Here is a 13,889-nt window from a genome sequence, read left to right as displayed (position 1 = left end):
GCGAGATCATGAATTTAAGGCCCCTTAGATTGAGCCGCTAGCGTAAGAATTTCCTCAAGGGGGACTTGTTCAGCTTTCACGAGCGACATATTGGCTTTCAAGCTGGTGACCTCGCCTGCACGAATAGCAAAGAATTCGCCTACTTTTTGGTTAGCTAGCTTGCTGGTCACATCTACTTTGGCTTCGCTTAGCATGGGCTTTAGCTTGTTGAGTGCCGTATTTTCTTTGACCTTGCCCACAAACCAGGAGGAGATTTGGTCTCGACATTTGTAATCCAGGTCGCCAGGGCTTTGAGTGGCAAGGAGGATGCCGATCCCCGCTGAACGGGCGCGCTTCAAAAGGCTTTCCATGGGTTCTTTGGTAGAAGGTTTGCCCTGCGCAGGCAGGTAAAGATCGGCTTCATCAAACAGCACGACTGCCTGTAACTTCCCAGAAGGGTGTTTCTGTGCGTAGCGATTGAAATCGAGCAGAAACTGAGATACCCAGAATAGGATATTGGCGTTATCTCCTAGAGAGCCTAAGTTGATGATCGACAGTGGCGTTTTTTGGGGCGATTGGCTGGTTAATAGCTGGTCGGCTGACAGTTGCTCGGCCTGACTATTAAATAGATGACCTGTCATCAGACTGAGCGTTTGCAGGTCTTCGGCAAGCTTTTTGCAATGCTTCGGATCTAGAACGCCGATGGCATTGACTAACAGCGGGTCTACTTCTGAGATAAATTCAATCAGCCGATTTATATTGAGCGGGTTCTCAATCTGTAGCTCACTCAGCACTGCGATCGCCTGTCCTAAAATAGCAATCCGAGTCTTGTCTTGACCGTACTGCTTGTAGTTCAAAATGCCACCTAGCGCCATTGCGCAATAGTTAGCAATTTGCCGACGTTCACCGCTGGGTAATTGGCCTAAGCCCGGTGGTGTAATAGCAATGCTTAACGGTCGGCCCTGTTCTCCAATCGTACCGGGGGTGTAGACGGCGACTTCTACTTTGTCTCGAAGTAATTGACGGCAAGCAGCTAGCTGAGGATCGCTGTCGGGCTGATTCCAGGCATCAGGGTTTGCATAGCTGCACAAGTCGCCTTTGCGATCTAGCAGGATTGCAGGGATACCTCGCAGCAGTAGCTGTTCGATTAGGGTTAATGCCAACGTGGTTTTGCCACTGCCTGTGCCACCTAAAAAAGCACCATGCCGTACCAATTTTTCTGGCCCAAGTTCTACGGGCTCTGGCAAAGTCGTGCGGGTATACCCTAAGGAAATAACTGAATCAGGGATAGGTAAAGTGGGGCTGGTTGAAAAGGACGATATAGGCGTAGGCTTTTCAGGATTTGAAATGGGTTCTGTGCGAGCGGTCATGTTATCTGAACCAACTCCTGTAGGTATCGCCTCGGTGGTTAATACTGGGATCTCTGCTTTTAGCTCGTTTAGGTTGAGCATTTTTTGAAAAGAGGGCAGTTGAGACAGCGGCTGCTCTGTTTGCAGCCATTGCTGGTACTCAGATCGGGGACTATGCAGTTCCTGAAAGCTTTGAATCGCCAGCATCGTTCGCCAGTCGGAGTCTACGACCATAGCTCTACGGCCACCGCTACTCAAAAACTGACCGATTTTCTGAGCGGTTTGTGTCTTCGGATTACTCGGAAACTCTGTAGTTCTGATGATTACAGGGATATAGTCAGCGGCAGCTTGCTCAAATACTTTGATCTGCCTCAACAAAGCGCCGCCCGCCGAGGACTTTTGGCATAGGCCAATTAACAAAGACTCTTTGAGAGTATTTTGCCCTAGCTGAATGTCAGTTTTGAGATAATTGCCTTCTTCGCTGACGGTGAAACGGTAGTTATTACCGCCGAGTTCTTGAGCGCATTGCGGGATGCTGGCGCTTAGAAGGTTCAGTAGGTCGCGATCGCTCTCAGGCAACGTAAAGGTACCAGCTAGGTGATCGTTCCAAAGCTGACTAAGTTCTGTCGGCTCTAGAGGAGGATCTGGGACTATATCGCCATGTAGTTTGGGGGGCTGGCCTGTAGAAATGCTCTCTTCTCTTTTTTGAAGACACCAGTCCAAGACACGCCGAGTGGGTAAGCCTGCTAGTTTATCTACTGTTTCAGAAGGAAAAGGATACAAAGGATCTTGATTGTCTGATATATCAGTATCGGCTGAATCGTAGAGATGCTGTAGGCGTCTTTCGATAATCAGCTGGATATCATCCGCTGTTCTTTGCGCTTTGAGCGTGACGGGTGCAGGGTCTAGTTCTAAGCGATCAAGGTGGGGCTTAGGAAGATATTGCTTCAAGCTGCTATAGAAATCATCCAAGCAAGAGATCACGACTACCACATTAGGAATTTCAGCAATAGTGACGATGGTTTGCATAGCCCGCCGAAAACGCTGCTCGGCGGATTCCATCTCACGAATGTCTTCTAGCTGGTCGAGGCAAATAATGAAAGCGCCGGTTGTGACCGCCCGAACGAGGAGCGCTAGAGACTGCAACATTCGGAGGGGATCGTCATCGCGATCACGCGAAGCCATCCCACCTAATACGCCGCTGTCGTACGGTGCTAACGGCTCACACCGTAGAAACTTCAGCACCTTGGCATTGATAGCAGCTTGACCAGCCTGAAGATAAAGCAGCGCTCGAATAACGTCCAAGTCCACGCCGCTAAGCTTCTCTATTGCTATCACTCGATCCGCAACCGGATAAATCAGATCTAATAGCTCAGAGGTGCTGAGATCTTCCTCTCTTAATAAATGCAGTTCACCCTCAGTCATCACGCCCGGACTCTCTGCCAAAGCGTTTGAAATTTTCATCAGCCCAGTCGTGACGCCAAAATCCTCGTAATAGGGCTTTTCAAAAGAGTCGATTGTGTTCCTGAGTACATACCGCGCGTAGTTAGAGACGGCAGATGTCATCTGCATGTAGCTAAAGAATCCCTGATTTCTCCCATGCGTTTGATTGCGAAAGACGCGCATCAAGTGGGTTTTGCCAGCGCCTGACTCTCCTAGCAGTAGTAAAATTCGCCCTGAATCATCCGAAGTGCCGCTATCTACTCTATTGAGCAGGCGCTCATAGGCTGACCGCGCTGACTGATGGATGGTGTCGACATCATAAGGGTCGGGATGCCAAATGTGATGCTGATGCGTAATCGCGTGAAAGGTGTCTAAACCCTGCTGAGAGCAAAATACGGTTAGCTGCTGTTCTGTGGTCATTGGGAAAAAGAAATCCAGGCGGCAAAAGGTTATTTTGGAAAAGTTTAGTCGGTACGAATGAAATGAAACTGGCTTTGCAAATGGATAATTTCGGAAGCCGCTACGTCTTCTGAGTCAAGGGAGTAACCTAAGTCGGCGCGGCTCAGGTTAATCCATTCTTTACGGCTCGCTGCCAAAAGTTTCTGCTTGAATTCGTCTAGTGTCAGGTTCCAATCCGGTTGCTGCGAACTTAGGGTCTTCCAAACTTGCGAAATAAATACTTTATGGTCTCCAAACCACCCTTCTTCAGTATCTTTAGCCGCTGCTAATACCGTATTAGCAAAGTCCTCAAGCTCCAGATTTGAGAACGCTTTAGGTTGGGTTGGGGCTTCGGATATAGATTGCTTCAAAGTCTCTGGTTCAAAAGCCGGTTCGACCGGCCCATCTATAAAAGCTTGCCGAAGAATAGCCAAACGCAACTGGTCAGGATTATTCCGAGCACCAGCAGCTTTAGCAATAAGCTGGTTGAGCGCCTTATCCCATTTCAAAGGCTTGGGCGTTTGCAAAATATTGTTCAGCAATAACCCCATGACTGCCCCTTGGTTGAACGCTTGCTGACTGAGCTGAGGGAGCTGATCTTGCAAGCTCTGAGCAACAGATGGGTCAAATAGTTGCTGCCACAGCAGAGCATTACGAGTTTCAGTCAGCGACGAGAATGCGTCTATAGGCAAATCATATTCAGACTGTAAGATAGCCGCTCGCAATCTATCCGCATCAGCTAGCCGCTTTCTGGTTTCTGAGGTTAGCGCTGGCAAACCCAGAGCATAGGCAATCCAATACGTGTTTTTGAAAGTAGGCCACTGTAACCTAGTCGGCAGCGTTTCTAGCTTTAGCTGCTTAAGGATGTATTGAGTTCCTTTGTCTGTCGCTTGGTAACGAGCTTTGCCAGCAGACTCGGCATAGCCTTTTTCCTCAAGTGATGTAAGCGCTTGCTCTAGTTGCTCAGTCAGCGCTGATGCAGATAGCTGACTGGCTGCGATCGCTTTCACAGAATCTTTCAGCTTACTTTTAATAAGACCACCCTCTTTTACCAACAGCAGACGGCTGAGGATCAAGTCTGAAAGTGTGATCGGTTGCAGTGGGCGCATGATGACTCCAGTTAAACGGATGATTGAGCAAGTCGAAGCGATAAAGCCTGGTCGATAGTAGCAAGGATTTCTTCGAGGCGGGCAATGACATCTTCAGAGAGGAAGCGCAAAACCCAGAAGCCTGCCTGCTGTAGAGCGATGTCTTTGCGGCGATCGCGGCGATAGCTATCAGATGACTGAAAGTGATAGTAACCATCCAGCTCAACGACGATTTTGGCGCTATCTGCCAGAAAATCAACTTCCATAGACCGGTTACCAAAGCGGATATCGAGCTGAGCATTGACTCGAAACTGCCCAGAAGTCGCAGGTCTTGCTTCTAAGTACTGAAATAGAAGCCACTCTGCCTGACTGCGGTAATTCTCCTTCTCGTCAGCAGTGGGTTCAGCTTTTTCAGCCGACTCTGTGAGCGCCAGTGCCGCATTCAGTATTGCTTCGGTAGCACCGTACTTTTGCCCAGCATGGACAATGGATTGCAGATGGTCTTCGCGCTTTAAACCGCGATCACTCAGCCACTGTCGCAGCCCATTTTTCCCCGGCGCAGTGATTTCAACCATGCCGCCTCGCAAAGTCGCCTTCGCTCTGGATTCTGGCAGCGTGTTTAGCAGTTCATCGGCTTGATCAGAGGGGAGTAAAAGACCGATGGGAATTTTCGGGACTGCTTCGACCAGTTGTGTCAGTGCTATCAGGATCGTCTGCTGGGGAAACTCGTGGCAATCAGGGGGTAGGCGGATGAGAATTCCTGGCGCGGCGTTTTCAGGAAGAAGGGTAGAGACGAGCGTGAAGAGTTGTGCGATCACAGGCAGGTCATTCGCCTTTAGCTCAATGCCCTCAGAGTTGAACGCTTCCCGAAATTTTCCGCAGAGAGGCTTAGCCCGATCTAGGAGTACTTTTAACCAACGACCCTGCTCAGACTGAGCACATTGCTGCTGCCAGAATCGCTCTATTTGATATTCACTCGCGTGAGTCAGCCAAGCGGATAGCTGCTCAACAGCTCGGTCGGATAGCTGGGCAACCCGTTCTAGAACCAGAGACCGTAGGTCGTAATGCTGGACAACAATAGAAAGCCAACCCTCAAACAGCGAAAGCGCTGACTCATAAGTACAAACAGCGGTATGTCGATCAACCTGCTGCGCCCATTGATTCCAAAGAAGCTGCGTTGCCGCTGCACCGCCTGTCAAAACAGACAGCGTCGGGATGGACTGGTTTCGCCGGGACTGATGCAACGCTAATTTGCTAACAAAGGCTGTTTGCTGTTGTTCAACGTCCAGCGTTTTCTGACTTGTCATGGAACCCTTTACTTTTCATTCCTTCTCCATCTCACTACATGAGTTCCCAGATTTCTTTCAAGATCCTATAGGCATCGAGCTACTTGACTGACTGCCCGGTTGGCCCTGCCGACTGAGAGTCTGCTGCGGGCGAGGTTGACTACTCGGTAAGTGCGACGCAGCCTGCCCTCCCAAGCTCTCGCGTAAAAACTTCACGTAGTGACCCAGCATCGTCGCCGTTGCCGCAGGATAATTGCCCGTCGGATCGTACTCATCTCGCAGGAACTGTTTGCCCTGCGCACTCAGCCTGACTTCTTTAATCGTATATTTTGTAATCGTGAGCATTCCCCGCTCGGCCAAACTGCTAATGAGCTGCTGACGGACATTTGCGGGCACCGGCAGCTTACCGGGCGTCATCGTATCCTTACAGGCTTTCAGCACCTTCAGCTCATCGGGCGTGACCGGCAGGCTGGTGGTATCTAGCGTTAGCAGCGTTCTACCGGGAGGCGCAATTTTGAAGTAGGCGACTTCACTGTCGTAGTCCACGTATCCCTTGGAACTCAGGGTTTCGCAAACGCGATCGCGCTCAGCCGCCTTCGTTTTGCTATTAGGAGATAGCTCCGTAATTTGATCACGGTATCCCTCAGATCCCAACAGCTTCAATAAAAACTTCAGCTCAATTACTTTCAAGCTCATGGTGCACCCCTTTTCCCTATGTCAACCTTTAGAAAGCCCAATCAGTTTAAACAAGACTTGATTAGCGCGTAACTACTTTTACCTTTTCTTCGCGTTCATATCAGCAAACTTTGCGATCGCTGATACCCATCAAAGCAAAATTCCCGCGTCCTATTAACTGATCCTTTTTTCGATTTCAGCTTTCACAGCGTCCGCATTGGCTGGCAGGTAAACAGCAGGGTTGGCATATTGGCTAGTCACTTCTTCCAGCGACGACTCATGGTAGCCGACTTTGAAATCGGTAAACTTCAGCCCGTGAGCCGTGCTAATCACCACCGTCTTGTCACTAGATTTGATCACGCCGCGCTTAATCAGCTTAGTCAGCACGGCAAGCGCCACACCGGTATGCGGGCAGGTAAACATGCCAGTCAAATCAGCGTGCGCGGCGGCGGCAGCCAATTCGTTTTCGGTCGCCTGTTCGACAATGCCATCTGTTTCAGCGATCGCCTTCACCGCTTTCTCATAGCTAACCGGACTGCCAATCCGGATGGCATTGGCCAACGTGTTTTGTGCGGTCACGCTGATCTTTTCTTTGAATCCGGTTTTAAAAGATTCATAAAAAGGATTAGCTCTGGCCGCTTGAGCGGCGACTAGCCTGGGCATTCGAGTAATTAGCCCAAGATCCATCATCAGTTGGAAGCCTTTGTGGAGGGCGCTGATGTTGCCAAGGTTGCCAACCGGGATCACGATCCAGTCAGGTACTTCCCAATCAAACTGTTTGGCGATTTCAATGCCGACCGTCTTCTGGCCTTCGATGCGCAGACTGTTCATCGAATTAGCTAGATAAATAGACTTGTCCTGTGTCACTTCCTGGACAATTTTCATGCAGCCATCGAAGTCAGTGTCGAGCGCCAGCACATGCGCACCGTTGGCAACCGGTTGAATTAGCTGCGCCGTACTGACTTTACCCGCAGGCAAAAAGATAATGGCCGGAATTCCCGCGTAAGCCGCGTAAGCTGCGAGTGCAGCACTGGTGTCACCCGTACTGGCGCAGGCAACGGCTTTCACACTGCTGCCCTGAGCCATCATTTGCTTGACGACGCTCACCAGCACGGTCATACCCAGATCTTTGAAGCTGCCGGTGTGGCTGATGCCGCAGAGCTTGATCCACAGGTCAGGGACGCCGAGCTGCTTTCCTAATCGTTCGGCCCAAAACAAGTTCGTATTGCCTTCGCACATACTGACTATATTTTCGTCAGCCAGAGAGGGAATGACCCACTCACGCATTCCCCACACGCCGCTACCGTATGGCCATGTTGTGGTGCCAACCCGCGAGTCGAACAGTTGCCGCCATTGAGAGGCGTCGCGTTTTTTGAGCGGTTCACGTTCGTGATGCACTTCCAGCAGGCTGCCGCAGGACGGGCAGCGGTAAATCACGTCAAAAATCGAATGCTTGGCGGAGCAGCCCGCGATGCAGCGAAAGTAAACTGTCTGACTATCTGTTTGTGATTGGGGCTCGGCAACTGACAGCATGAGTGATTTCTGGAGGTAGGTATTAAGTTGATGGTACGGTCATAGCTGCCAGATGGGAAAGCAGCCAGTATGAACTGCTGAGATAGACTTCTCTAGCTAGGCTTCATAGTCAAAATAGTCAAAATATCTTGAAAACAGGTATCAGCTCAACGTTTGTTATCGAAAGAGTCATGCGGCTTAGGCTGCAGACCCAGTGAAACATTGCGCTCCCAAAAGGCTTCCTCAGCGTAGCCTTGAATAGTCGAATTTTCCGTAGCCAGCGCCAATCGCTTCTGGGCCAAACAGCAGTACAGTTCTTCCTGCTCCACCCCTACATAGTGACGCCCCAGCTTTTTTGCCACTACCGAACTTGTCCCTGATCCCAAAAACGGATCGAACACAACATCACCGGGGCTGGAACTTGCCAAAATCAGCTTGGCAATTAGCTTCTCAGGCTTCTGCGTCGGATGGTCGGTATTCTCAGGCATCGACCAAAAGGGCACCGAAATATCCGTCCACAGGTTAGAAGGATGCGTCGCTCTAAATTTTCCCTGCTGCGACTCTTGCCAGTCTTTCGGCTGGCCCGCCTTATCCCGATAAGGCGCAAGTACCCGCCGTTGAAGCTTCACCGCCTCCACGTTAAAGGTGTAGTCATCAGAAACCGTGCCAAACCAGATATCTTCCGAGGCATTTTTCCAGTTGCGCTTGGCCCCGCGCCCTTTTTCGCGCTCCCAGGTAATCCGGTTGCGCACCTGAAAGTGCTGAGTAAACGCCTCGTAAATCGCATTGGAGGACTGCCAATCGCAGCACATATATATAGAGGCGGTCGGTTTTAGTAAGCGCGGCAAATGGGGAAGCCAAGTCGTCAGCCATTGCTGATAGGCGGCAGGTGACCTAGCCTTAAACGCGACCCCGTTAAAATCCTTATGCCGGTTATACGGCGGATCGACAATCAGCAAATCGACGAAGCCATCCGGCAACCACGGCAGCACCTCAAACAAGCTTTGGTGAATGGTCTGGTCGAGGATAGACGCTACCGGTTGAGGGCTGCTCAAAGTCAATAGTGCAGAAGCATACCTTTCCGATTCTTCTGCACTGAGCGTCAACGTTCGATTATTCGGCGCTCTTTGCTTCGGCGGGCTCAAAATTTTTAGTGGTGCAACTCACCTGCTAGCTTATCAGATGCGATCGCAAAGCCACTCCCCTGGAGACCGCTTTTAAGCGCGCACCAGCATTTGGAGCCACACCCCTTAGAATAGGAAGACTACCGTTTTCAGTTCATCACCCGCTCAGTCCTATGTTTGAAGCCCTCTCAGAACAATTTGAATCCGCCTGGAAAAAGCTGCGTGGCCAGGACAAAATTTCGGATGCAAATATCACAGAGGCCCTGCGAGAAGTCAGGCGCGCCCTGCTGGAAGCCGATGTCAACCTGGATGTGGTCAAAGGCTTCGTCGCCGACGTTAAAGAAAAAGCCCAGGGTGCCGGGGTCGTCTCCGGTGTCCGGCCCGACCAGCAGTTCATCAAAATCGTCTACGACGAGCTGGTCGAGACCATGGGCGAAACCAACGTGCCCCTGGCCGACGCCGAGAATAAGCCGACTGTCGTCCTGATGGCAGGCTTGCAGGGTACCGGTAAAACTACCGCTACCGCCAAGCTAGCCCTGCACCTGCGTAAACAGGATCGCAGCGCACTATTAGTGGCAACTGACGTTTATCGTCCTGCTGCAATTGACCAGTTGCTCACGCTGGGTAAGCAAATCAACGTCCCTGTGTTTGAAATTGGCGCAGATGCGAACCCGGTCGAAATTGCGCGGCAGGGTCTGGCCAAAGCCAGAGAAGACGGCGTCGATACCGTGATTATCGACACGGCAGGCCGACTGCAAATTGACACCGACATGATGGCCGAGCTGGCTCAGATCAAAGAAGTCACGCAGCCGGATGAAGTGCTGCTCGTCGTCGATGCCATGACCGGTCAGGAAGCGGCTACCCTCACCCGCACCTTCCATGATGAAATTGGCATTACCGGAGCCATTCTCACCAAAATGGACGGCGACTCACGCGGCGGTGCAGCCCTATCAGTTCGGCGGATTTCAGGTCAGCCGATCAAATTTATCGGCGTGGGCGAAAAAGTCGAAGCGCTTCAGCCTTTTTACCCCGACCGAATGGCCTCGCGCATCCTCGGGATGGGCGATGTGCTTACCCTGGTCGAAAAAGCCCAGGAAGAAGTGGACATCGCCGATGCTGAAAAGCTTCAGGAAAAAATTCTGACGGCCAAGTTCGATTTCAACGATTTCTTAAAGCAGACTCGTCTGATGAAGAACATGGGCTCTCTAGCGGGAATTATGAAATTGATTCCCGGTATGGGCAATAAGCTCTCCTCTGACCAGCTTCAGCAAGGCGAACAGCAGCTCAAGCGCTGTGAGGCCATGATCAACTCTATGACCATGGAGGAGCGGCAAAACCCTGAGGTGCTGTCGGGTTCACCCAGTCGCCGCCGCCGGGTGGCCAAAGGTGCGGGCTACGCTGAAAAAGAGGTCAGCAAGCTCGTGACCGATTTTCAGCGGATGCGCACCATGATGCAGCAAATGGGTCAGGGCAATATGGGCTTACCTGGCTTTGACGGCGGCTTCCCAGGCATGGGCGGCGGCAATCCGATGGCGGGAGATAGCAACCCGTTTGGGGGCGGGCAAAGACCGGGCTGGCGGGGCGCACCTGGCAGCCAGCAAAAGAAGAAAAAGCAAAAGAAGAAAAAGGGATTTGGCTCCCTATAACTGAAACCGATGAAAAAGCTGCGGCGCGCCGGAATCAAAGTTGGACTGACGATGACGGCGATGTGGATGGGGTTGGCGACTACTGCTGCCGCGCTGCCGGGGCAGTCGGTCGATGAGGTAGCCGCCTGGATGCAGGCTCACCCCACGCTACGGGCAGAGCCCCGAGAAAGGCTATCTTTGCGCCGCAGCGATACGCCAGCACGCCGCTATACTTTTCACGCCTCTGTGATTGGGCCGGGCACTGGAACGGGTAGCCCTGGCGATAGCTTGCTGCGCAACTCTAGACAGCCGGTGATGGTTCGCTCGGAGAAGTTTACGCTGGTTGATATGGTCAATGGCGTGAGCGTCACTCGGCTAGAAGATGCGCTGCGATCGCTCTATGGCGCTGAAGTCTATGCAGATTACCGGCGATCGCAATCTGCCCTGATCTACTCATCGAGCCGCCCAGAAGATTGGGGCACCCAGCGAGCGGCGCAGGCCCAGATTTCTGAAGGCAACCTCTATGGCTACCTGATTGAAGTCATTCCGGATGCCGACGGGACGCTTTCCACCGGGTCAGTCATAGTCATGCTTAAAGAAGATACGCCCAGCCTGGCAGAAGCCCTGCGCAATCGAGAGGCAGGCAGAGGGCTTGAGAGGGCACTTGAGGACTCGCCCGCTGCTAGACCTTCACTTGAGCAGCTACTGCAAACCCGTTAAACACCTTGATCGGAGCGAATAGCTGACCGCGCCGCCTCGGCAATCCAACCCTGGCCGATAGCATGGCCGGCAACCGCCGCAGTTTCAGGAAACAACACAAATTCGACGCCAGCCGATCTTATCTTTTGGGCGATCGCCTCAAGCTGCTGCCGCCGTTCCTCATTACCGGGCAGCACATCGCCAATGAAAATAAACGGCAGAGATGGATTACCGGAAACGAGCCATCAGCGACTGCCCCTAATTGGGAAAAATGAGCTGTCGGCAGATTGCGCCGATGTTCTGGCAAAGAGGCATAGCCTGTGGAAGCGCAGCGTTCGATCCGAGACTGTTGGCTAGCTGTCAATCTTTCTGGGCTAGTGCCTGGAATGGGGCAGTGCTATGGAGGGCAGTGGGCAAAAGGGCTGTTAGTGGCCGGTATTTTCTTCGGGATGGTCAGTCATGCTCTCTGGTCATTATTGGCGGCTGAGGGCAATACCGTTCGAGCTTTTTGGCTGCTAGGCGCAGCCGGACTGGTCTATCTGTTGAATATCTGGGATGCCTTTGCGACAGCGGGGCGACCGCTCTATCCGCTCGGGAATAGGCAGCAGGGCCAAGATGTGTGGTACGGCGTTTTTCTCTCGCAAATTTTGCCAGGGCTAGGGCACCTTTATCTCAATCAGGCCGTCGCAGGCGCATTATTTTTAGCAGTAGGCGTTGGGCTATCTCTGATGGCTAATCAACAGCCTGTGCTGATGCCGCTATCCTGTACGGTGTGGTCAATCGCGGGCTATCACGCCTATCGCAGCGCACCCATGAATCCAGGTAGAGACTATAGCCGGTCGCGCCAGATGCTGATGGTGGTAGTGGTGAGCGGACTGTTGCTGCGCTTGGGAATTGGCAGCCTGCCGATGTGGGTCGATCAGGCGGTGATGCAGTGCATTGTGCCCAGTGAATCAATGGTGCCGACTTTGCAGATTAACGATCGGATCTTTGTCAGTCGCGACCGCCTTTACCAACCTCAGACCGGCGACATTGTTGTCTTTAAGGTGCCGCCAGAAGCGATCGCCCTCGTCGATGCAGAACCTGATGATCTGTTTGTGAAACGGGTGATTGGCTTACCAGGGCAGCAGATAGAAGTCCATGATCAACAGGTATGGGTTAACCAAATTCCATTAGCAGAAAGCTACCTAAGCGCGCCAACAGACTATCAGTGGGGGCCGGAGTTTGTGCCGAGCAATGCCTATTTTGTGCTGGGTGATAACCGCAATGAGAGCGGTGATTCTCACATCTGGGGTTTTTTACCGCAGGCAAATATTATTGGCAAAGCGTATAAGATTTACTGGCCAGCCGGAAGGGTGCGTTCGCTACAGCGTTGACCCCGTCAAATCGCTACAGCGCTGACCTGATCAAACCGCTCCACAGTCCAACCTTAGCTAGGATCAACGGCTAGCGGATCTATTCACACGGGTCAGTCGCCGCCGCAGTAGGCGATACCAGCTGTGCAGCGGACTGACTAAGCTGGCGACATAAAGCATCATTTCGCTCACCGTCACCGTGTCAGTAAAAACTTGCTGACGATAGCGCAGCAGATGCCGCAATATCTTTCGAACGTCGTTCAGCGCGTAGGGGAGGACCATCAGCGGTCGCTGCCAGGGGGCAAAGCTGAGCATTCGCGTGTGGTAGCGACTCAGACCGATGCCCCGACAGAGGGTGACCAGATAGTCACGGGTCAGCCGATGGGCAGGGATTACGTGGTGCATCAGCATGTGCGGGTTATACCAGACTGGCCATCCTGCCCGCTGAATGCGTAGCACCACCTCCAGATCTTCACCGGCTTCTCTCTGACCAAACTTTTCAGCCAGCGTTCTCTCTTCGGGTACGTTATCTAGCCAGGCCTGCCGCCGCACTACCAGACCGGCTCCCGGCGGCAGCACTTTTGCCTCAGGTCTGTATGGAATAGGCTGTGATCCCCGATCAGTCAGCGCCAGTAAGGAGGCAATGCGCTCAAAGTTAGCCGGTGGGGAAGTGGCAAACTTACCGCGAATGCGACTGCCGTACACACCGACTTGAGGGTTTTGCTGACCAAAGCGATAGGCCGAGCGCACCCAGTTAATCCAGGGCAGGTTATCGTCGTCGAGATAGCCAATCAGCGGGCTATTAGCAGCTTTAGTCCCATGGTGACGGGCGAAACCGGCCCCCTGCTGCGGCTCAAATGCGTAGCGCAGCGGCACCGTCTGAGGCCACTGGGCCTGACAGCGCTGCACAACCGCGCGGGTATTATCAGTGCTGTTGTTGTCTACAACAATGATTTCCCAGGCAATATCTGATGTGACTATTTGGCAACGCAGCCGGTCGAGCACAGCGCCAAGTCGATCTGCGCCATTGTAAGTTGCAATGACTACCGTAAAATCTAAAGCAGTCCGCTCTGGGAACAGCCGCTGAAAAGGAGACCGCAGCCCCTGCAAACTCTGAGCTGAGTGGGCTACTTCTGACGGCTGCGTAGCTGAAGAGGGAAGATCAGAAGCTCCCGAGGACATGACAGATACCACGATAGGAATCAGATCGTCACAACCGCTTCGAGAACCGCTTCGAGAAGTGAGCAACAATCCTTTATAGGATACCCAACTTTGCTAAGCTTTTTATCAACAGAGCTGGTAACTCAGTAGACAGA

General features: G+C 52.3%; 11 protein-coding genes. 3 read left to right on the top strand and 8 right to left on the bottom strand.

Annotated features, from left to right (window positions below; genetic code table 11):
• Positions 1-14: 14 nt before the first annotated feature.
• From CKL79_RS16295 to CKL79_RS16270, 6 genes are all read right to left on the bottom strand, one after another.
• Positions 15-3,191 carry a helicase HerA-like domain-containing protein gene (locus CKL79_RS16295; protein ID WP_121970641.1) on the bottom strand — a complete coding sequence of 1,059 codons (3,177 nt, stop codon included), beginning with the start codon at positions 3,189-3,191 and terminating at the stop codon, positions 15-17.
• Positions 3,192-3,235: 44 nt separating this feature from the next.
• Positions 3,236-4,318, bottom strand: a complete 1,083-nt coding sequence (locus CKL79_RS16290; protein WP_121970640.1) for a hypothetical protein — start codon at positions 4,316-4,318, stop codon at positions 3,236-3,238.
• An 11-nt stretch (positions 4,319-4,329) separates the two neighbouring features.
• The gene (locus CKL79_RS16285) at positions 4,330-5,604 is read right to left on the bottom strand and encodes a DUF559 domain-containing protein (RefSeq protein ID WP_121970639.1); all 1,275 of its coding nucleotides are present in this window, start codon (positions 5,602-5,604) and stop codon (positions 4,330-4,332) included.
• 57 nt (positions 5,605-5,661) lie between these two features.
• Complete coding sequence (locus CKL79_RS16280) at positions 5,662-6,279, bottom strand: hypothetical protein (RefSeq protein WP_121970638.1); 618 nt, start codon at positions 6,277-6,279, stop codon at positions 5,662-5,664.
• 153 nt (positions 6,280-6,432) lie between these two features.
• The gene (gene thrC / locus CKL79_RS16275; RefSeq protein WP_121970637.1) at positions 6,433-7,791 is read right to left on the bottom strand and encodes a threonine synthase; all 1,359 of its coding nucleotides are present in this window, start codon (positions 7,789-7,791) and stop codon (positions 6,433-6,435) included.
• Between the two features lie 146 nt (positions 7,792-7,937).
• Positions 7,938-8,915 carry a site-specific DNA-methyltransferase gene (locus CKL79_RS16270; protein ID WP_121970636.1) on the bottom strand — a complete coding sequence of 326 codons (978 nt, stop codon included), beginning with the start codon at positions 8,913-8,915 and terminating at the stop codon, positions 7,938-7,940.
• A gap of 152 nt (positions 8,916-9,067) precedes the next feature.
• Between CKL79_RS16270 and ffh the strand changes: the two genes are divergently transcribed.
• Both ffh and CKL79_RS16260 read left to right on the top strand, forming a co-directional pair.
• Positions 9,068-10,540: a signal recognition particle protein gene (ffh, locus tag CKL79_RS16265; RefSeq protein ID WP_121970635.1), complete on the top strand. Its 1,473-nt coding sequence runs from the start codon at positions 9,068-9,070 to the stop codon at positions 10,538-10,540.
• A gap of 9 nt (positions 10,541-10,549) precedes the next feature.
• Positions 10,550-11,239 carry a hypothetical protein gene (locus CKL79_RS16260; RefSeq protein WP_121970634.1) on the top strand — a complete coding sequence of 230 codons (690 nt, stop codon included), beginning with the start codon at positions 10,550-10,552 and terminating at the stop codon, positions 11,237-11,239.
• On the opposite strand, the gene CKL79_RS16255 is transcribed toward CKL79_RS16260, so the two are convergent.
• Positions 11,236-11,415, bottom strand: a complete 180-nt coding sequence (locus tag CKL79_RS16255) for a hypothetical protein (protein WP_121970633.1) — start codon at positions 11,413-11,415, stop codon at positions 11,236-11,238. The two genes, CKL79_RS16260 and CKL79_RS16255, sit on opposite strands and share 4 nt — an antisense overlap.
• 123 nt (positions 11,416-11,538) lie before the next feature.
• Between CKL79_RS16255 and lepB the strand changes: the two genes are divergently transcribed.
• Positions 11,539-12,594 (top strand): signal peptidase I, encoded by a 1,056-nt coding sequence (lepB, locus tag CKL79_RS16250; RefSeq protein ID WP_121970632.1) that lies wholly within the window; start codon positions 11,539-11,541, stop codon positions 12,592-12,594.
• 63 nt (positions 12,595-12,657) lie between these two features.
• On the opposite strand, the gene hpsE is transcribed toward lepB, so the two are convergent.
• Positions 12,658-13,755, bottom strand: a complete 1,098-nt coding sequence (hpsE, locus tag CKL79_RS16245; protein WP_121970631.1) for a hormogonium polysaccharide biosynthesis glycosyltransferase HpsE — start codon at positions 13,753-13,755, stop codon at positions 12,658-12,660.
• Positions 13,756-13,889: the final 134 nt, after the last annotated feature.

This window comes from Leptolyngbya sp. BC1307 (assembly GCF_002286735.1).
GTDB lineage: Bacteria > Cyanobacteriota > Cyanobacteriia > Phormidesmidales > Phormidesmidaceae > Phormidesmis.
Note: the sequence above shows the minus strand (reverse complement) of the source record. Positions and strands in the feature narration are given on the sequence as shown.

Bases quoted from the DNA above. Each gene is read 5' to 3' on its own strand.
- thrC (WP_121970637.1), bottom strand. From the start codon at position 7,791: ATGCTGTCAGTTGCCGAGCCCCAATCACAAACAGATAGTCAGACAGTT.
- CKL79_RS16260 (WP_121970634.1), top strand. From the start codon at position 10,550: ATGAAAAAGCTGCGGCGCGCCGGAATCAAAGTTGGACTGACGATGACG.
- ffh (WP_121970635.1), top strand. From the start codon at position 9,068: ATGTTTGAAGCCCTCTCAGAACAATTTGAATCCGCCTGGAAAAAGCTG.
- CKL79_RS16285 (WP_121970639.1), bottom strand. From the start codon at position 5,604: ATGACAAGTCAGAAAACGCTGGACGTTGAACAACAGCAAACAGCCTTT.
- hpsE (WP_121970631.1), bottom strand. From the start codon at position 13,755: ATGTCCTCGGGAGCTTCTGATCTTCCCTCTTCAGCTACGCAGCCGTCA.
- CKL79_RS16295 (WP_121970641.1), bottom strand. From the start codon at position 3,191: ATGACCACAGAACAGCAGCTAACCGTATTTTGCTCTCAGCAGGGTTTA.
- CKL79_RS16290 (WP_121970640.1), bottom strand. From the start codon at position 4,318: ATGCGCCCACTGCAACCGATCACACTTTCAGACTTGATCCTCAGCCGT.
- CKL79_RS16280 (WP_121970638.1), bottom strand. From the start codon at position 6,279: ATGAGCTTGAAAGTAATTGAGCTGAAGTTTTTATTGAAGCTGTTGGGA.